Annotated in this window: 19 protein-coding genes; 15 read left to right on the forward strand and 4 right to left on the reverse strand. The window is 70.3% G+C overall.

Translation table 11 applies throughout. The features are described from left to right. The first annotated feature begins 40 nt into the window (after positions 1–40). The 11 genes from DFR50_RS16235 to hypA are packed head-to-tail and all read left to right on the forward strand — an operon-like array spanning position 41 to position 7979. Positions 41–1126: a hydrogenase small subunit gene (locus DFR50_RS16235; RefSeq protein WP_113890347.1), complete on the forward strand. Its 1086-nt coding sequence runs from the start codon at positions 41–43 to the stop codon at positions 1124–1126. A 15-nt stretch (positions 1127–1141) separates the two neighbouring features. Continuing rightward, positions 1142–2932, forward strand: coding sequence for a nickel-dependent hydrogenase large subunit (locus DFR50_RS16240; RefSeq protein ID WP_113890317.1), 1791 nt, complete (start codon positions 1142–1144; stop codon positions 2930–2932). 9 nt (positions 2933–2941) lie between these two features. Continuing rightward, complete coding sequence (gene cybH / locus DFR50_RS16245; protein ID WP_113890318.1) at positions 2942–3658, forward strand: Ni/Fe-hydrogenase, b-type cytochrome subunit; 717 nt, start codon at positions 2942–2944, stop codon at positions 3656–3658. A gap of 3 nt (positions 3659–3661) precedes the next feature. Next, the gene (locus tag DFR50_RS16250) at positions 3662–4249 is read left to right on the forward strand and encodes a HyaD/HybD family hydrogenase maturation endopeptidase (protein WP_113890319.1); all 588 of its coding nucleotides are present in this window, start codon (positions 3662–3664) and stop codon (positions 4247–4249) included. 4 nt (positions 4250–4253) lie between these two features. Further along, a complete protein-coding gene (locus DFR50_RS16255) occupies positions 4254–4556 on the forward strand; it encodes a HypC/HybG/HupF family hydrogenase formation chaperone (protein ID WP_113890320.1) in 303 nt (100 codons plus the stop codon). An 8-nt stretch (positions 4557–4564) separates the two neighbouring features. Next, a complete protein-coding gene (locus DFR50_RS16260; protein WP_113890321.1) occupies positions 4565–5011 on the forward strand; it encodes a thioredoxin domain-containing protein in 447 nt (148 codons plus the stop codon). Beyond that, a complete protein-coding gene (locus DFR50_RS16265; protein ID WP_113890322.1) occupies positions 5008–5856 on the forward strand; it encodes a hydrogenase expression/formation protein in 849 nt (282 codons plus the stop codon). Before DFR50_RS16260 ends, DFR50_RS16265 begins: the two co-directional genes overlap by 4 nt. After that, the gene (locus DFR50_RS16270) at positions 5853–6062 is read left to right on the forward strand and encodes a rubredoxin (protein ID WP_113890323.1); all 210 of its coding nucleotides are present in this window, start codon (positions 5853–5855) and stop codon (positions 6060–6062) included. The genes DFR50_RS16265 and DFR50_RS16270 overlap by 4 nt, the downstream gene beginning before the upstream one ends. Beyond that, positions 6059–6544 carry a [NiFe]-hydrogenase assembly chaperone HybE gene (gene hybE, locus DFR50_RS16275; RefSeq protein ID WP_245427835.1) on the forward strand — a complete coding sequence of 162 codons (486 nt, stop codon included), beginning with the start codon at positions 6059–6061 and terminating at the stop codon, positions 6542–6544. The genes DFR50_RS16270 and hybE overlap by 4 nt, the downstream gene beginning before the upstream one ends. Beyond that, positions 6541–7638, forward strand: a complete 1098-nt coding sequence (locus DFR50_RS16280; protein ID WP_113890324.1) for a nickel-dependent hydrogenase large subunit — start codon at positions 6541–6543, stop codon at positions 7636–7638. Before hybE ends, DFR50_RS16280 begins: the two co-directional genes overlap by 4 nt. Beyond that, on the forward strand, positions 7638–7979 hold the full coding sequence (gene hypA, locus DFR50_RS16285) for a hydrogenase maturation nickel metallochaperone HypA (protein ID WP_113890325.1): 342 nt from the start codon (positions 7638–7640) through the stop codon (positions 7977–7979). Before DFR50_RS16280 ends, hypA begins: the two co-directional genes overlap by 1 nt. A 306-nt stretch (positions 7980–8285) precedes the next feature. Here hypA and DFR50_RS16290 read toward each other — a convergent pair whose 3' ends face one another. Next, positions 8286–8669 (reverse strand): DUF4267 domain-containing protein, encoded by a 384-nt coding sequence (locus DFR50_RS16290; protein ID WP_113890326.1) that lies wholly within the window; start codon positions 8667–8669, stop codon positions 8286–8288. Positions 8670–8775: 106 nt separating this feature from the next. Here DFR50_RS16290 and DFR50_RS16295 point away from each other — a divergent pair, with 106 nt between their 5' ends. Both DFR50_RS16295 and DFR50_RS16300 read left to right on the forward strand, forming a co-directional pair. Then, entirely contained in the window at positions 8776–9342 is a 567-nt protein-coding gene (locus DFR50_RS16295) for a TetR/AcrR family transcriptional regulator (RefSeq protein WP_113890327.1), read from the forward strand. 185 nt (positions 9343–9527) lie between these two features. Next, the gene (locus DFR50_RS16300; protein ID WP_245427837.1) at positions 9528–10304 is read left to right on the forward strand and encodes an SDR family oxidoreductase; all 777 of its coding nucleotides are present in this window, start codon (positions 9528–9530) and stop codon (positions 10302–10304) included. Between the two features lie 291 nt (positions 10305–10595). Here DFR50_RS16300 and DFR50_RS16305 read toward each other — a convergent pair whose 3' ends face one another. The 3 genes from DFR50_RS16305 to ftsY form a co-directional block, all read right to left on the reverse strand. Further along, positions 10596–11045: an RrF2 family transcriptional regulator gene (locus tag DFR50_RS16305; protein ID WP_113890328.1), complete on the reverse strand. Its 450-nt coding sequence runs from the start codon at positions 11043–11045 to the stop codon at positions 10596–10598. Positions 11046–11371: 326 nt separating this feature from the next. Continuing rightward, on the reverse strand, positions 11372–12001 hold the full coding sequence (locus DFR50_RS16310) for a septation protein A (RefSeq protein ID WP_113890329.1): 630 nt from the start codon (positions 11999–12001) through the stop codon (positions 11372–11374). Continuing rightward, a complete protein-coding gene (gene ftsY, locus DFR50_RS16315) occupies positions 11998–13185 on the reverse strand; it encodes a signal recognition particle-docking protein FtsY (protein WP_113890350.1) in 1188 nt (395 codons plus the stop codon). The genes DFR50_RS16310 and ftsY overlap by 4 nt, the downstream gene beginning before the upstream one ends. 234 nt (positions 13186–13419) lie before the next feature. On the opposite strand from ftsY, the gene DFR50_RS16320 reads away from it, so the two are divergent. Next, entirely contained in the window at positions 13420–14142 is a 723-nt protein-coding gene (locus DFR50_RS16320) for an RluA family pseudouridine synthase (protein ID WP_113890330.1), read from the forward strand. Positions 14143–14269: 127 nt separating this feature from the next. Continuing rightward, positions 14270–17599, forward strand: coding sequence for a transglutaminase family protein (locus tag DFR50_RS16325; RefSeq protein ID WP_113890331.1), 3330 nt, complete (start codon positions 14270–14272; stop codon positions 17597–17599). The last annotated feature ends 197 nt before the right edge of the window (positions 17600–17796 follow it).

The raw sequence follows: 17796 nt of genomic DNA on the forward strand, positions 1-17796 counted from the left end.
TGGCCCGGCCGACAGCAACGTGGGGGAAGCCGGGGAGCGCATGATGGCGGCAGCCGAGACTTTTTACGACGTCATCCGCAGGCAGGGGATCACCCGCCGCAGCTTCACCAAATTCTGCTCGCTGACGGCGGCGAGCCTGGGCCTCGGGGCCGGCGGACCGGCGGCGATCGCGCACGCGCTCGAGACCAAGCCCCGCCTTCCCGTGATCTGGATGCACGGCCTCGAATGCACCTGCTGCTCCGAGAGCTTCATCCGCTCGGCGCATCCGCTCGCCAAGGACGTGATCCTGTCGATGATCTCGCTCGACTACGACGACACGATCATGGCGGCGGCCGGCCATCAGGCCGACGCGATCCTGACCGAGACGCGCGAGAAACACGCCGGCAATTACGTGCTCGCGGTCGAGGGCAACCCGCCGCTCAACGAGGACGGGATGTACTGCATCGACGGCGGCCGGCCGTTCGTCGAGAAGCTCAGGGAGATGGCCGCGGGGGCGAAGTTCGTCGTCGCCTGGGGCTCCTGCGCCTCGTGGGGTTGCGTCCAGGCGGCCAAGCCCAACCCGACCCACGCCGTCCCGATCGACAAGGTCATCCTCGACAAGCCGATCATCAAGATTCCCGGCTGCCCGCCGATCGCCGAGGTGATGACCGGCGTCCTGTCCTACATTCTCACCTTCGACCAATTGCCCGAACTCGACCGCCAGGGCCGGCCGAAGATGTTCTACTCGCAGCGCATCCACGACAAGTGCTACCGGCGGCCGCATTTCGACGCCGGCCAGTTCGTGGAATCCTGGGACGACGAAGGCGCGCGAAAAGGCTACTGCCTCTACAAGATGGGCTGCAAGGGCCCGACCACCTACAACGCCTGCTCGACGGTACGCTGGAACAACGGCGTCTCGTTCCCGATCCAGTCGGGCCACGGCTGCATCGGCTGCTCGGAGAACGCGTTCTGGGATCAGGGGCCGTTCTACGACCGGTTGACCAACATTCCCTATTTCCCGGTGGAGGCGAACGCCGACGTCGTCGGCGGGACGGCGGCGGCGATCGTCGCCGGCGCGGTGGCGATCCACGCCGGCGTGACCGCGATCCGCTCGACGATCAAGAGCGGCGAAAAGACTGAAGCGTAAGCGCCGGGGGGAGCCATGACCATTCAAACGCCGAACGGATTTTCCCTCGACAACGCGGGCAAGCGCATCGTCGTCGATCCGGTGACCCGGATCGAGGGGCACCTGCGCGTCGAGGTCAATGTCGACGAGGGCGCCGTCATCCGCAACGCGGTCTCGACCGGCACGATGTGGCGCGGCATCGAGGTCATCCTCAAGGGCCGCGATCCGCGCGACGCCTGGGCGTTCACCGAGCGAATCTGCGGCGTCTGCACCGGCACCCACGCCCTGACCTCGGTGCGCGCGGTCGAGGACGCGCTGGCGATCAAGATCCCCGAGAACGCCAACACCATTCGCAACATCATGCAGCTCACGCTGCAGGCGCACGACCATCTCGTCCACTTCTATCACCTGCACGCGCTCGACTGGGTCGACGTGGTCTCGGCGCTGAAGGCCGACCCCAAGGCGACCTCGGCGCTGGCGCAGTCGATCTCGCCCTGGCCGCTGTCGTCGCCGGGCTATTTCAAGGACATCCAGGGGCGCCTGACCCGCTTCGTCGAGTCGGGCCAGCTCGGGCCGTTCAAGAACGGCTACTGGGGCAGCCCGGCCTACAAGCTGCCGCCCGAAGCCAACCTCATGGCGGTCGCGCATTACCTCGAGGCGCTCGATTTCCAGAAGGAGATCGTCAAGATCCACACGATCTACGGCGGCAAGAACCCCCACCCCAACTGGCTGGTCGGCGGCGTGCCGTGCGCGATCAACGTCGACGGGACCGGCGCGGTCGGCGCGGTCAACATGGAGCGGCTGAATACCGTCTCCGAGATCATCGACCGCACCAGCGATTTCATCAACCAGGTCTACCTGCCCGACCTGATGGCGATCGCCTCGTTCTACAAGGACTGGCTCTACGGCGGCGGCCTGTCGTCGACATGCGTGATGTCGTACGGCGACATCCCCGAACACGCCAACGATTATTCCGACAAGAGCCTGAAGCTCCCGCGCGGGGCGATCGTCGGCGGCAACCTCGCCGAGGTGTTGCCGATCGACCTGCGCAATCCCGAGGAGATCCAGGAGTACGTCGTCCACTCCTGGTACAAATACCCGGACGAGACCAAGGGCCTGCACCCCTGGGACGGCGTCACCGAGCCGAATTTCGCGCTCGGGCCGGCCACGAAGGGGACGCGCACCAACATCGAAGAGCTCGACGAGAGCGCGAAATACTCGTTCATCAAGGCGCCGCGCTGGAAGGGCCACGCCATGGAGGTCGGCCCGCTCGCCCGCTGGGTGATCGGCTACGCCCAGGGGAAACCCGAGTTCAAGGAGCCGGTCGAGAAGGTGCTGACCGACCTCGGCCTGCCGGTGACGGCGCTGTTCTCGACGCTCGGCCGCACCGCCGCGCGCGGCCTCGAGGCGCAATGGGCGGCCGGGCAGCTGCGCTACTTCCAGGACAAGCTGATCGCCACGATCAAGGCCGGCGACTCCTCGACCGCCAACACCGACAAGTGGCGCCCCGAGACCTGGCCCGCCGACGCCAGGGGGGTCGGCTTCTCCGAGGCGCCGCGCGGCGCGCTCGGCCACTGGATCCGGATCAAGGACCAGAAGATCGACAACTACCAGTGCATCGTGCCGACGACCTGGAACGGCAGCCCGCGCGACCCGAAGGGCAATATCGGCGCCTTCGAGGCCTCGCTCCTGAACACGCCGATGGCCGATCCGAACCAGCCGCTGGAAATCATCCGGACGCTGCATTCGTTCGACCCGTGCCTGGCGTGCTCGACGCACGTGATGAGCCCGGACGGGCAGGAGATGACGACCGTGCAGGTGCGCTAGGAGGCGTCGATGAGCCGCGTCTATACTCTGGTCAAGACCGCCGACGCCGAAGCTACGCCGGCGATCGAGCGCAATTCGGTGTTCGTCTACGAGGCGCCGGTCAGGACCTGGCACTGGGTCAACGCGATCCTGATCGTCGTCCTGATCGTCAGCGGCTACCTGATCGGCTCGCCGCCGCCGACGCTGTCGGGCGAGGCGAGCGCGCACTACCAGATGGGCTACATAAGGTTCGGCCATTTCGCGGCGGCGCAATTGTTCATCGTCGCCTCGCTCTACCGCGTCTACTGGGCCTTCGTCGGCAACGAGCACGCACGTCAGCTGTTCTACGTGCCGTTCTGGAAGCGCTGGTACTGGTACGAGGCGCTGTACGAACTGTCCTGGTATCTGTTCATCGTCGACAAGCCGAAGAAATGGGTCGGCCACAATCCGCTCGCCAACCTCGCGATGGTCGTGCTCTTCACCTTCCTGAGCCTGTTCATGATCGTGACCGGGGGCGCGCTCTACGCCCAGGGCGCCGGAAACGACACGCTGTGGATGACGATCTTCGGCTGGGTGTTCGTGATCTGGCCCAACAGCCAGGAGGTGCATACCCTGCATCACGTCGGCATGTGGGTGATGGTGATCTTCATTGTGCTGCACGTCTACGCCGCGATCCGCGAGGACATCATGTCGCGGCAGACCATGCTGTCGGCGATCGTGACCGGCGATCGCTACTTCAGGGATTAGCCGGTGGAGCTTGCGCCAGAGCGTGACCGGCCCCGCACGCTCGTGCTCGGCATCGGCAACATCTTGTGGGCCGACGAAGGCTTCGGCGTGCGCGCGGTCGAAGCGTTCCACCGGCGTTTCCGCACGCCCGACGGCGTCGCATTGCTCGACGGCGGCACGCAGGGGCTCTACCTCGTCCAGCACGTGACCGACGCCGACCGCCTGCTCGTGTTCGACGCCATCGACTACGGCCTCGAGCCCGGAACCCTGAGGCTGGTCGAGGGCGACGCGGCGCCAAGATTCATGGGCGTAAAGAAGTTGAGCCTGCACCAGACCGGCTTCCAGGAGGTGCTCTCGGCCGCGGACCTGCTCGGACGCTACCCGCGCGAAATCGCGCTGATCGGCTGCCAGCCGCTCGACCTCGAGGACTGGGGCGGGCCGCTGACCGCGCCGGTCGCCGCCCGGATCGAGCCCGCGCTTGCGCTGGCGCGCGCGGTGCTCAGAAACTGGGGCGTCGAGGTTGTTCCGCGCGAGGTCGGCGAGGACGAACCGGCCCTGCTCGGCAACGATCTCGACATTTCGGCGTTCGAGCGGCGCCAGGCGCGGGGATGAACATATGTGTATCGGCTTTCCCATGCGCGTGATCGAGGGGGACGACCTGACCGCGCGCTGCGAGCGGCGCGGCGAAGCGCACACGGTGTCGATGCTGCTGGTCGGCGCGCAGCCGGCCGGCGCGCATGTCCTCGTCCATCTCGGCTCGGCGGTGCGCACGCTCGACGCGCACGAGGCGCGGCTGATCGACGACGCGCTCGACGGCCTCGCCGCGGCGATGGAAGGCCGCAACGTCGACGCGCTGTTCGCCGACCTCGTCGGGCGCGAGCCGCAATTGCCCGCGCACCTGCGCGAAGGCGCAAAGTAAGGAAGCCAATGCCCTCGGCCCTCATCCGCGCCCTCGCCGAACGCCATCGCCTGCCGGTCGTCGACGAGCGCACGATCGACGCTTGCCTCGCGCCGGCGGCGGGCGAGCCGCCGGCCGCGCTCGTTCTCTTCACCGGCGATCCGGCCCGCTGGCCGGAGGCCGACGACGCAGCGGTGATCCTGCCCGAGCTGATCCGGGCGTTTCCCGGCCAACTGCGCGGCGCGGTGGTCGCGCGCGCGGCGGAGGAAGGCCTGAAGAGCCGGTTCGGCGTCGCCGTCTTTCCCTCGATTGCGCTCGTGCGCGGCGGCGAGACGCTGGTCACGATCGCAAAGGTGCGCGACTGGGCCGAGTATTGCGCCCGCATCCGCGCCGCGCTCGCCGACGGCGCCGAGCCGGCGCGCCGGTCCCAGGGGCCGAAACCCTCGATCCGTCTCGTCGGAGGAAGCGACGCATGAAGGCCGCCTTCTGGATCGCCCCCGAGGGCGACGACAACGCCGTCGCGCTGACCCCCGTGGGCCCGGCGCCGGAGGCGCTGACGGCGCGGCCGGCGTTCCTCGGCACGCCCGCCGCCGACGCTCTGATCCGCCGCTGCGCCCGGACCGCGGCGCTCCTGCCCCAACTCGCCGACGCGCTCGCCGCCCAGCGCGCCGGCGGCCGCAACCGGCTGTTCGACATCACCGAGGTCGGCGAGGACGACCGCAGGCTGATCGGCGAGGCGCTCGGCGAGGGCGAGGTCGGCGGCGTGGCGCTCATGCCCCAGGGGGTGACGGCGCAGATCGCCGAGACGCTGTTCGCCGGATTGTGGCGGGTCCGGTTCAGCGACGGCGAAGGCCGCGCGGTGGCCGACTACCTCGAGGTCGGCGCGATTCCAGAGGCGGTGCGAGAAGCCGCGCGCGCCGCCGCGCCGGAGCTCATGATCGGCGCGCCGCCCGACGGCGCGATGAACGTCATGCCGGTGCTGGCCGAGATTCGCGAGCGGATGGCCGCATGGGCGCCCGGGGCGCCGGCCCACGTCGTCACCCTCTCGCTCTTGCCGATGAGCCCCGAGGACGTCGCTTTCCTGCAGGCGACGCTCGGCGAAGGGCCGGTGCGGCTCGTTTCGCGCGGCTACGGCAATTGCCGCGCGATCGCGACGGGAGCGCGCGGCGTCTGGTCGGTGCAATACACCAACGCTTCCGACGCCGTGGTGCTCGACACGCTCGAGATCGGCGACGTTCCCGCCGTCGCGCTCGCGGCGGACGAGGACTTCGCCGATTCGAGCCTGCGCCTGCGCGCGATCGAGGACGCTTATTTCCGATGAGCGGGTTCGAAAACTTCGGGCCGCCCGAGGTGGCCGAGCCGGACGCCCGGATGGAATGCGGCGTGTGCTGGCGGCCGTACGATCCCGCCGAAGGCGATTCGGTCCGGCAGATCGCGCCGGGGACGCCGTTTTCGGCCTTGCCGGAGAACTGGCGCTGCCCGACCTGCGACGCGCCACGCGAACGGTTCCTGGCGCTTTCGCCGTGACCGCGGCCGACCCGGCCGCCGATCTCGGGCGCGCGATCGCGGCCTGCTACCGTGCGGTCGCCGAGGGCGCGATGGCCGGCATGCCCGTCTGCAATCCGGCGCTCGGCGTCGCCGACGTCGGGTTTCGCCCGCACGCCGGCCAGGCGATCGGAATCGTCGTCACGCCGTGGTTCATGAACGTGGTCGCGGCCCGCCTGCCGGACGCGCCGCGCCCGCCGTCGGCCGCGCCCGGCGCGATCGTCCGGGCGGCGCTTCCCGGCGGCGAGATCGACATGATCGTCGGCGACCTCGACGGCTTCGGCCGCATCGACGCCTGCTCGCTGTTCTCGCCGATGCAGAACTTCGCCGACATGGACGCCGCGCTCGAGGCCGCGCGCGCGGCGATGGCGGAACTGTTCGCACGAGCCGCCGACCGGAGGGCGGGCGCGGCCCGCGACCGGCGCGCCTTCCTGTCCGGCCGCCGGGCCGCCCGGGCGCCATGACGGCGGCGCCCGAGCCAGGCGCCATCCACATTGCGCTCGCCCTCGCCGGCGAACGGGTGGACGCCGTGCGCGTCCGCTCCACCCGTCCGGCCGGGCTGGCGCAAGCCTTTGTCGGGCGCGCCGGGAGCGAGGCGCCCGGCCTCGCCCGCCGGCTGTTCGCCCTGTGCGGGCGGGCGCAAGGCGCGGCGGCGGCCGAAGCGGTCGCCGCGGCCGCCGGGGGCGAGCGTCCGGAGGCCGCGCGCGCCGCCGACGCGATCGGCGTGCTCGCCGAGCGCGCCGCCGAATCCTTGCGCGCCTGCCTGCTCGGCTGGCCGTGGGGAGACGATTCGAGCCTGCCGCGTTCGGCGGTCGCGCCGCTGCGCGAGGCGATCGCCGCGGCGGGCCTCTTGCGCGCCGTGACAGAGGCGAACCTGCACGACGTCGCGCCGTTGCGCGCGGCGGCGGAGCGGCTCGCCGCCGCCGCCGCGGCGCTCGGCGCCGCCGCGGCCCCGGGACGTCCCGCCCCGCCCGGAACCGCCTTCGCCGCCATCGCCGGGCAATGCGCCGCGCCGCTCGCCTTCGCGCCGCCCGACGCGCTTCGTCCCGGCGACGACGCCGCCGTGGTCGCGGCGCTCGGGCGCGACCCGGATTTCGCCGCGGCTCCGTCCCTGCCCGGGCGGCGGCCGGAGACCGGCGCCTTCGCCCGGCTGTGGCGGGACGTCCCGCACGGGGACGGCGCCTGCGCCGCCCGGCTCGAAGCGCGGCGCCTCGACATCCGTGAGACGCTCGCGGCGCTTCGCCACACGATCGCGGGCGAGGCCGATCCGGAGTCGGTCCTGACCGGCGGTCCGGCCGGCGCGGGCGCCGGGTTCGGCGCGGTCGAATGCGCCCGCGGCCGGCTCCATCACGTCGCCCGCGTCGACGGCGACGGGCGGATCGCCGCCTATGCCGCGCTGGCGCCGACCGAATGGAACTTTCATCCCCGGGGACCCTATGTCGCGGCGCTCGAGGGCGCGCGCCTCGGCGACCCGGCGCGAGCCCTGCTCGCCGCCGCGCGCCTCGCCGCCCTCGTCGACCCCTGCGTCGCGTTCCGCGTCACCCTCGAGGAGCCCTGATGCACGAAATGGCCCTGACCGAGAGCATCGTCGAGATCGCCGTCGAGACGGCGCGGCGCGAGGGCGCCGCTCGCGTCAGGCGCGTGTTCGTCGACGTCGGGGCGTTGAGCCACGCCGAGCCCGAGGCGCTGCTGTTCTGCTTCGACGCCGTCTCGGCCGGGACGATCGCCGCAGGCGCGACGCTCGACATCGCGCGCATTCCCGGGGCCGGATGGTGCATGGACTGCGGCAAGACGGTTCCGCTCGCCGAGCGGTTCGGCGCCTGCCCGGAGTGCGGCCGCTCGCATGTCCAGATGACGGCCGGCGATGCGATGCGGGTGCGCGAGATCGAGGTCGACTGAGCGCGCGGCCAAGCAGAGTCCTTCGGCCGCCCCACGGACGTCGGGCGTCTGGAGGGCGGCGTCGCGCCGCCCTGGGCGCCCGAGACGGGCGCCCTCCAACGCAGCGCAGGGCCGTCGGGAGTTTCGGGTCCGACGGGTGTTCGGGCGTCGGCGGCGCGCCGACAGGTTTCGTCGGTTTCAGCTTCAAGGCAAGTTTGCCCGGAGCGCCCCACGATTGGAGGGCGCCCGTCTCGGGCGCCCCGGCGGCGAGACGCCGCCGCTCGCACGCGACGTTCGTTCGGCCGATTGGCGGAATCTGCAAAGTTTTCAGTTGGCGCCGAGGATGAGGCAGGCGCCCGTTGCGACAATGACCAGCCCGGTCAAGCCGTGAATGCCCAGGGCGGCGCCTCGGCTTCCGCCCGAGCGAAGGACGGTCGCCATATCGCCGAAGGCGATGAGGCTCGCCACGAGCATGAATTCGCCGAGCAAGCGCGGCGATCCATTGGCCATGAGCAGCAAGACGAAAAGCCCGGCCGCGATATCGCGGGTGCCCTTTACGGACAGCCAGGCGGTCAGTCCGATCGACGGCGGCGGCGAGTCGGCGATGCCGAAGGCGGCCGATGCTGTGGCGGGGGCCAACCAGAAGCGCGACCCGAGGAAGAGAATTGCGACCGCGATCAGGCCGGAGAGGACATATCCAACTTGCACCATGGGGGGGAGGCTCCTGTCGTCTGCAGGGAACCTAGCGATGCTAGAATTGGGCGTCAAGCAGAAAATCTAGCGTTGACAGATCTTCGCGCGTCGATAGACTCCAGCCATGTCGATCCCCGAACGCAGAGAGCGCCAGCGCGCCGAGCGCTACGAGCTCATCTTGGCTGCTGCGCAGGAACTGGCGGAAGCCGAGGGCTGGGACGCCGTCACGACGCGTCGTCTCGCCGGGCTGATCGACTACAGCCAGCCGGTCCTCTACAGCCACTTCAAGGGCAAGGCCGACATCATGGCCGCCGTGGCCATGCGCGGATTCGAAGACCTCGCGACGCGTTTGAGACTGGAGACGGCCAACGCCACCGGCGCCCGGAACGTCTTGCGCAACGTCTGCGCCGCCTATCTCGATTTCGCCCGTTCGCGGCCGGTCGTCTACGAAGCGATGTTCGTCCTGCCGACCGGGATCAAGTTCGCCAGCGAGGAGACGCCGGCGGCTCTGCGCGCCGCTTTCGACGCGCTGGTCGCCGCGCTCGGGCCGGATCGGCCAGAGCCGGGCATCCTGGCCGAACTGCTGTGGAGCGCGTTGCACGGCATGGTCGTCCTCGCGCAGTCCGACCGGATCCCGCCCGCGAGCGCCGAGGCTCGATTGAACGTGCTCGTCGAGAAATTCAGCAGGTAGCGCCGGGCGCGCGATCCGCCTGGGCGCGGTTTGCGGCGGCGCGCGGCCGACGATTTGCGGGCGATCGACGCTGCTGACAGGATGGCGAAGCAGGAGCCGCGCCCCGCCCGACGCAGCGCGCGGAGCCCATCGACGTTCGCCGCGAAACGGCGAGGAAGCGCTCAAGCGCGCAGGAGAGGAAAATCTTGAGCAAACTGTTCGATCTGACCGGCCGCATCGCCATCGTCACCGGCTCTTCGCGCGGCATCGGCCGCGCCATCGCCGAGGCCTTCGCCGCCCACGGGGCGACGGTGGTGATCTCGTCGCGCAAGGCCGAGGCCTGCGCCGAAACGGCGGCGGCGATCAACGCCGCCGAGCGGCGCGAAGCCGCGGTCGCCATCGCAGCCAACATCTCGTCGAAGGACGATCTGCGACATCTCGCGGACGAAACCACGCGCCGGTTCGGGCGGATCGACGCGCTCGTCTGCAACGCCGCCTCCAATCCCTATTTCGGGCCGATGGCCGGCATATCCGACGACCAATTCCGAAAGATCCTCGACAACAACGTGCTCGCCAACCACTGGCTGATCCAGATGGCCGCGCCGGGCATGATCGAACGGAAGGACGGCGCGATCGTCATCGTGTCGTCGATCGGCGGCCTGAAGGGCTCGCCGATGATCGGCGCCTACAATGTGTCGAAAGCGGCCGACTTCCAGCTCGCGCGCAATCTCGCGGTCGAGTTCGGACCGCACCGCGTACGGGTCAACTGCATCGCGCCGGGCCTGGTGCGAACCGACTTCGCCCGGGCCTTGTGGGAGAATCCGGACACGCTGAAGGCGGTCACGGCGACGACGCCGCTCCGGCGGATCGGCGAGCCCGCCGAGATCGCCGGCGCCGCCGTCTACCTCGCCTCCCCGGCGAGCGCGTTCATGACCGGGCAGATCCTCGTCGTCGACGGCGGCGCGACGATCGCGGGCGGATGAGGCGCCGGGCCGCCGGAGGCGGCCGTCTTGGCCCCTCCTGTTCGCCGCCGCCGACTTTGCGCCGGCGGCGGCCGGGCAGGCCGTCTCGCAATTGACTTTGCCCGCCTCGAGGTCGTGCGCGGCCTGCGGTTCGATATGGCGGGCGGGGCCAAGCACGCGGCGGCGTGGAGGATACGTCGCCAGACTTCGTCCGGGTGGCCGGCGGCGACTTCCTGGGCGTGACGGTCTGCGTCGAGGGCGAGGCGAGGGGGCCGGAGAGGGCGAGGGCGCAGGCATCGCCGGCCAAACCTATTAGATATGGTACATGTCCGCGAGTTCCGGCGGATCGGTCAGCGCGCGCAGTTCGGCCAGCGTCCGGTTGTCCAGCACGTTGGCGATGGCGTTGCGCGCCTCGACCATGACTTGCCGCACGGCGCAGGTCCTGAGGTCGGCGCAGTCGTCGCAAGGCCGGAAGGCAGTGACGGAAGCGCAGGGAATGGGCGCCAGCGGCCCGTCGAGAACCCGCACGATGGCGCCGACCCGGATCTCGTGCGCCGGCTTCGCCAGCGCGTAGCCGCCGCCCTTGCCCTTCTTCGAATAGACGAGCCCGGCGTGGCGCAGCTCGGTCAAAATGTGATCGAGAAATTTCTTCGAGATCGAGTTGGTCTCGGCGATGTCGGCGACCTGCGCCAGCGCGCCCGCCTCCACCCCTGCGAGATGGACCATGGCCTTGAGGCCGTACTTGCCTTTGTTCGTCAGCACTGTTCGCCCTCGGCGGTCGTCCCGGCCCACTTCGACCGGAATGGGCGACTGAAGCTCCCGTCGACGGGGTCGCCCATTCTTCGCCACTCTCGGCTCACCATGACCGCCGGGCGGCCCGGCCGTCGATCGAGAGCAGCGCCGGTCCGGGGAAAAAAGCGACGAACGGCGCGACCTCGTGTTTCCACTTCGGCTCGCGACGACGAACACGGCCCCGAATCATCGTGCCCCAAGGCAGTAAGTTTATGGACAAAATCGCGAGAAACAAGACCCTCGTGCGATCCCGCGTCTCCGGCGCGTCGCTGAGCGCCCCGCGCCCGGCGTTTGCCTCAAAAATCGGTGTTCGTCGGCTCGTCCTCCTTGGTCTCGTACTTCACGATCAGCGGCGCCTGGGCGAGCGCGAACAGGATGGTCAGCGGCAGGAACCCGAAGGTCTTGAACTTGACCCACAGGTCGGTCGTCTGGGTCCGCCACACCGCCTCGTTGAGGACGGCGAGCGCGACGAAGAAGAACGCCCAGCGCCACGTGAGCAGCCGCCAGCCTTCTTCCGTGACATGCACCGCGCCGTCGAACAGGATCTTGAGGATCGGTTTCTTCAGCGCGAGGCCGGCGAACAGCGCCGCCGCGAACAGAAGGTAGAGCGCGGTCGGCTTGATCTTGATCAGCGTCTCGTCGTGGAAAACCAGCGTCAGCGAGCCGAAGATCAGCACGATGGCCGCTGTCACGAGCGGCATGACGGGTATGCGCCGCAGCACCACATAGGAGACCGCCAGCGTCACCAGCACGCTCGCCATCAGGACGCCGGTCGCGACATAGATGTCGAAGCGCGAATAGGCGGCGAAGAACAGCGCCAGCGGGCCGAGTTCGAGCAGGAGCTTGACGATCGGGTTCAGGGCTTTGCGCCGCGGCGCGGCGGTCGTTTCGGTCGGGTTCGTCCCCGTCATTTGCGTCCCCGTCATTGGGCTTTGTCCGCCCGCTCGATGCCGGCGATGGCTTCGGCGAAGTCGCGCGCGGCGAAGGGCTCGAGGTCGTCGACGCCCTCGCCGACCCCGATGAAATGCACCGGCAGGGCGAACTTGTCGGCGATGGCGACGAGAATGCCGCCGCGCGCCGTGCCGTCGAGCTTGGTCATCACCAGTCCGGTGACGCCGGCGATGCGACCGAAGATCTCGACCTGGCTGAGCGCGTTCTGCCCGACCGTCGCGTCAAGAACCAGGAGCGTCGCGTGCGGGGCCTCGGGGTCGACTTTCTTCATCACCCGGATGATCTTCTCCAGTTCGCTCATCAGCTCCGCCCGGTTCTGCAGGCGCCCGGCGGTGTCCATGAGCACGACGTCGGCGTGGAGTTCGCGGGCGCGGGTCAGCGCGTCGAAGGCGAGGCCGGCGGCGTCCGCGCCCTGGTCGCGCTCGACGAGGTCGGACCCGGTCCGGCGCGCCCAGACGCGCGCCTGTTCGATCGCGGCGGCGCGGAAGGTGTCGCCGGCCGCCAGCACGATCGTCTTGCCCTCGCCGCGCAACTTGGCGGCGAGTTTGCCGATCGTCGTCGTCTTGCCCGACCCGTTGACGCCGACCACCAGCACCACGAACGGCCGCTTCGTCGGGTCGATCGTCAGCGGCCGGGCGACGGGCGCGAGCGCGCGCTCGACCTCGTCCGCGAGCACCGCCTTCACCGCCTCGGGGTCGATCCCCTTCTCGTAGCGCCCGCGCCCGATCGCCTCGCGGATGCGGGTGGCGGCGGCGAGGCCGAGGTCGGCCTGGATCAGAATGTCCTCGAGGTCGTCGAGCGACTCCGCGTCGAGCTTGCGCTTGGTGAAGATGTCGGTGACGCCGCGCCCGATGCCGGTCGACGAGCGCGACAGGCCCGTCCTCAGCCGATGGAGCCAGCCGGCCCTCGACTGGGCCGGGTCGGCGGCGGGTTCGGGCGGGGCCGCGTCGAGCGCGGGACCGGGCTCGACCGCCGGCTCGGGCGCCGCCTCCGACTGCGACGGAAGTTCGCCGACCGCCGGGGCGGGCGCGACGACCGGTTCGGGCGGCGGCGGCGCTTCGGCTGCGGGGGGCGCCTCGGTCTCCGGCGGCGGCGCGTCGGGCGCAGGCGGAACCGCGGGTTCCGGCGCCGCCGGTCTGCCGCCGAACAGCCGGCGCATGAAACCCGGTTTGGCTGCTGTGGTGTCGGCTTCGTCGCTCAACGCATCTCTTCCTTGTCGCCCGCACGGCTCGCGGCCCCGGTCGAGGCTGCGCCCCGCATGGGCAGCGAGAACGATCTCGAGGGGCCGCGCCTCCCTTCGCGAGAAACGGCTGGAGAGGCCTCGCCTCGGATCGATCGACCTTCTGTCGCCGCGCTCTAGGCGCGGGGAGCGCAGTTGGCTACCTATGTCCCCATGACGCCCGAAGAAACAAGAGCGCGCCTGCTCTATCGCGACGGATTGATGCTCGTCCTCGACAAGCCGGCGGGGGTGGCGGTTCACCGCGGCCCCAAGGGCGGCGCGAGTCTCGAGGACGATTTCGACGCCCTGCGCTTTGGGCTGCCGCGTAACCCGGCCCTCGCCCATCGGCTCGACCGCGAGACCGCCGGCTGCCTGGTGCTCGGCCGCCATCACAAGGCGCTTGAGAGACTGGGGCTCCTGTTCAAGCAGGGCAAGATCGGAAAGACCTACTGGGCGGTCGTGGCCGGAGAGCCTGCGGCCGAAAGCGGCGCGATCGACCTGCCGCTCGGCCGGCTCGACGACACGCGCGGCTGGTGGATGAAGGTCGACCCCGAGGGCCAGCCGGCGCTGACCCTGTGGCGGGTCAGGGGGCGGGGACTGTGGCGGGAGGCAGCCGTAGCCTGGCTCGAACTCGAGCCGAAGACCGGGCGCACGCACCAGTTGCGCGTCCATTGCGCCGCGATGGGCTGGGCGATCCTCGGCGATCCCGTCTACGGCGCGCGCGCCGACGTCCCCCTGCAACTGCTGGCGCGGAAAATCGTCGTGCCGATCTCGAAGTCCGGGGCGCCGGTCGAGGTCGAGGCGCCCGTGCCGCCGCATATGCGCGAGGCGCTGGCGGCGTGCGGATGGGCGCCGGACGGGGTCGCGGACCCAGCCCCCGCGGCGCCGGACCTGTAGCGCGCGGTCGCCGACCACGCCGGCGGCGTCGGCGCCGCCGCCTTGCAAGGCTCTTGCAAGGCCGTCGTGATTGTGCGGCGCAGCGGTTTGTGAAAGGTTCGCGGCAGTTTCCGAAGAGCGAGCCCCCATGTCGATCCGAGCCGCCATCCATCACCTCACCCACTATAAATACGACCGCCCGGTTTCGCTCGGCCCGCAAATCATCCGGCTTCGTCCCGCGCCGCACAGCCGCACCCGCGTCATCTCGCATTCGCTGAAGGTGTCGCCGGCCGGGCACTTCGTGAACCACCAGCAGGACCCCTACGGCAACTGGCTCGCCCGCTACGTCTTTCCGGAGCTGGTCACCGAGTTCAGGATCGAGGTCGACGTCGTCGCCGACATGACGGTCTACAATCCGTTCGACTTCTTCGTCGAGGAGAGCGCCGAGCGCTGGCCGTTCGATTACGGCGAGGACCTCCGGCCCGACCTCGTCATCTACCGCACCCCCGAGCCCGCCGGCCCGCGTCTGCAGGCGTTCCTCGACAATCTCGACCGGTCGCAGACGCGGACGGTGGACTTCGTCGTCGAGCTCAACCGCGACCTGTCGCACCAGATCAAATACCTGATCCGCATGGAGCCGGGCGTCCAGACTCCGGAGGAGACGCTGGCGCTCGCCTCGGGCTCGTGCCGCGACTCGAGCTGGCTTCTGGTGCAGATCCTGCGCAACCTCGGCTTCGCCGCGCGCTTCGTCTCCGGCTATCTGATCCAGCTCAAGCCCGACCTGATTTCGCTCGACGGGCCGCCCGGCACCGATCACGACTTCACCGACCTGCACGCCTGGGCGGAGGTCTACCTGCCCGGCGCCGGCTGGATCGGCCTCGACCCGACCTCGGGCCTGCTCGCCGGCGAAAGCCACATCCCGCTCGCCGCCACCCCGCATTATCGCAACGCTGCGCCGATCAGCGGACTGGCGAGCTTCGCCAACGTCGATTTCGCGTTCGACATGCGGGTCGAGCGCGTCTCCGAGCACCCGCGCATCACAAAACCGTTCTCCGAGGAGGCGTGGACGGCGCTCGACCGCCTCGGCGAGGCGGTCGACCGGGTCATCGAGGCCGAGGACGTGCGCCTGACCATGGGCGGCGAGCCGACCTTCGTCTCGATCGACGACTACGAATCGGCCGAATGGAACACCGACGCCGTCGGCCCGACCAAGCGCACGCTCGCCGACGCGCTCGTCCGGCGCCTGCGCGACCGCTTCGCGCCGGGCGGCTTCCTGCATTACGGGCAGGGCAAATGGTATCCGGGCGAGAGCCTGCCGCGCTGGACCTTTTCGCTCTACTGGCGGCGCGACGGCAAGCCGGTGTGGCGCAACGCCGCCCTGATCGCCCCCGAGCGCGAGGAGACCGGCGCGGGCAAGGACGACGCCCGGGCGCTGCTCGCCGCGGTCGCCGCCGACCTCGGCGTCGCGGACGAGTTCATCGCCCCGGCCTATGAAGATCCGGCCGAATGGATCGTCAAGGAAGGCAGCCTGCCGGAAAACGTCACCCCCGAGAATTCGAAGCTGAAGGACCCGGAGGAGCGCCAGCGCATCGCCCGGGTTTTCTCCCGCGGCCTGACGGAACCCTCGGGCTTCGTCCTGCCGATCCAGCGCTGGCAGGCGCGGGCGAGCGGGCCGCACTGGCGCAGCGAGAAGTGGAAGACGCGCCGCGGCATGCTGTTTCTCGTGCCCGGCGACAGCCCGGTCGGCTATCGCCTGCCGCTGGGCTCGCTGCCGCATGTGCCGCCGGCCGCCTTCCCCTTCGTCGTTCCGGCCGACCCGACCGTCCCGCGCCCGCCGCTGCCCGATGTCGAGACGGCGCAGGCCCGGGTGCAGGCGGTCGCCTCGTTCGCCGCCGCCGAGGGCGGGCAGGCGGCGCAGGAGCGGGTCGAGCAGACGCTCGGCAGCGACATCGAGGGCGCGGTGCGCACCGCGATCACGGTCGAGGCGCGCGACGGCCGCCTCAACGTGTTCATGCCGCCGGTCGAGCGGCTCGAGGATTATCTCGAGCTCATCGCCTCGGTCGAGACCGCGGCCGAGACCCTCGGGCTGGCGCTGCACATCGAGGGCTATCCGCCGCCGGTCGACCCGCGGCTGAACGTCATCCGCGTCGCGCCCGACCCCGGCGTGATCGAAGTCAACATCCATCCGGCGACCAGCTGGCGCGAATGCGTGGCCAACACCCAGGCGCTGTACGAGGAGGCGCGCCAGACCCGGCTCGGCGCCGACAAGTTCATGATCGACGGCAAGCACGCCGGCACCGGCGGCGGCAACCACGTCGTGGTCGGCGGGGCGACGCCGCTCGACAGCCCGTTCCTGCGCCGCCCCGATCTGCTCAAGAGCCTGGTCACCTACTGGCTCAGACGGCCGAGCCTCAGCTATCTGTTCTCGGGCCTGTTCATCGGTCCGACCAGCCAGGCGCCGCGCATCGACGAGGCGCGCCACGACAGCCTGTACGAGCTCGAGATCGCGCTGGCGCAGATCCCGAAGCCGGACGCCGGCGCCGCGCCGCCGCCTTGGCTGCTCGACCGGCTGATGCGCAACATTCTCACCGACGTCACCGGCAACACCCACCGCGCCGAGCTCTGCATCGACAAGCTCTATTCCCCGGACGGCCCCACCGGCCGGCTCGGCCTTGTGGAGTTCCGCGGCTTCGAGATGCCGCCCGACCCGCGCATGAGCCTCGCCCAGCAGCTGCTGGTGCGGGCGATTCTGGCGCGGCTGTGGCGGGCGCCGGTCGACGGGCCGCTGCCGCGCTGGGGCTCGTCGCTGCACGACCGGTTCATGCTGCAGCACTACGTCTGGGAGGACTTTCTCGACGTGCTGGCGGACCTCGGGTCGCACGGCTTCGCCTTCCGCTCCGACTGGTACGAGGCGCAGGCGGAATTCCGCTTCCCGTTCTGCGGCGAGGTGGAATACGACGGCGTGAAGCTGGAGCTCCGCCAGGCGCTCGAGCCGTGGCACGTGCTGGGTGAAACCGGCGCGATCGGCGGCACCGCGCGCTATACCGACAGCTCCACCGAGCGCGTGCAGGTGAAGCTGTCTTCGGCCGATCCCTCGCGCTACGTCGTCGCCTGCAACCGGAGGCGCGTTCCCCTGCGCCAGACGGCGACCGAGGGCGTCGCGGTCGGCGCGGTCCGCTTCAAGGCCTGGCAGCCGGCGATGGCCATGCACCCGGTGGTCGCGGTCCATGCGCCGCTGGTGTTCGACATCTTCGACACCTGGAGTTCGCGCGCGCTCGGCGGCTGCGTCTACCACGTCGCCCATCCGGGCGGCCGCAACTACGACACCTTTCCGGTCAACAGCAACGAGGCCGAGGCGCGCCGCCTCGCCCGGTTCGAGGCGCGCGGCCATTCGCCCGGCGTCTACGCGCCGCCGCCCGAGGCGCCCCATCCGGAATTCCCGCTGACGCTGGACCTGCGCCGGCCGGCGGGGGTGTGAGGGGCGGGCGGGGCGGGCGCCCTCCCGTTGCCGCCACGCCCGCCGCCCTGACGCGCGGCCAGGGCGCTGCGTCCAGCGGCGACCGCAAGTGGGCGCCTCACCCCGCCGTCATGTGTGGATGGCCCCCGACTTGCAAGAGGCAATTTCAAGCGGATGGACGTACGGCCACTTGCGGTCATGTGTACGGCCTCTGGATT

The sequence above is a fragment of the Roseiarcus fermentans genome (genome assembly GCF_003315135.1).
Classification (GTDB): Bacteria; Pseudomonadota; Alphaproteobacteria; order Rhizobiales; family Beijerinckiaceae; genus Roseiarcus; species Roseiarcus fermentans.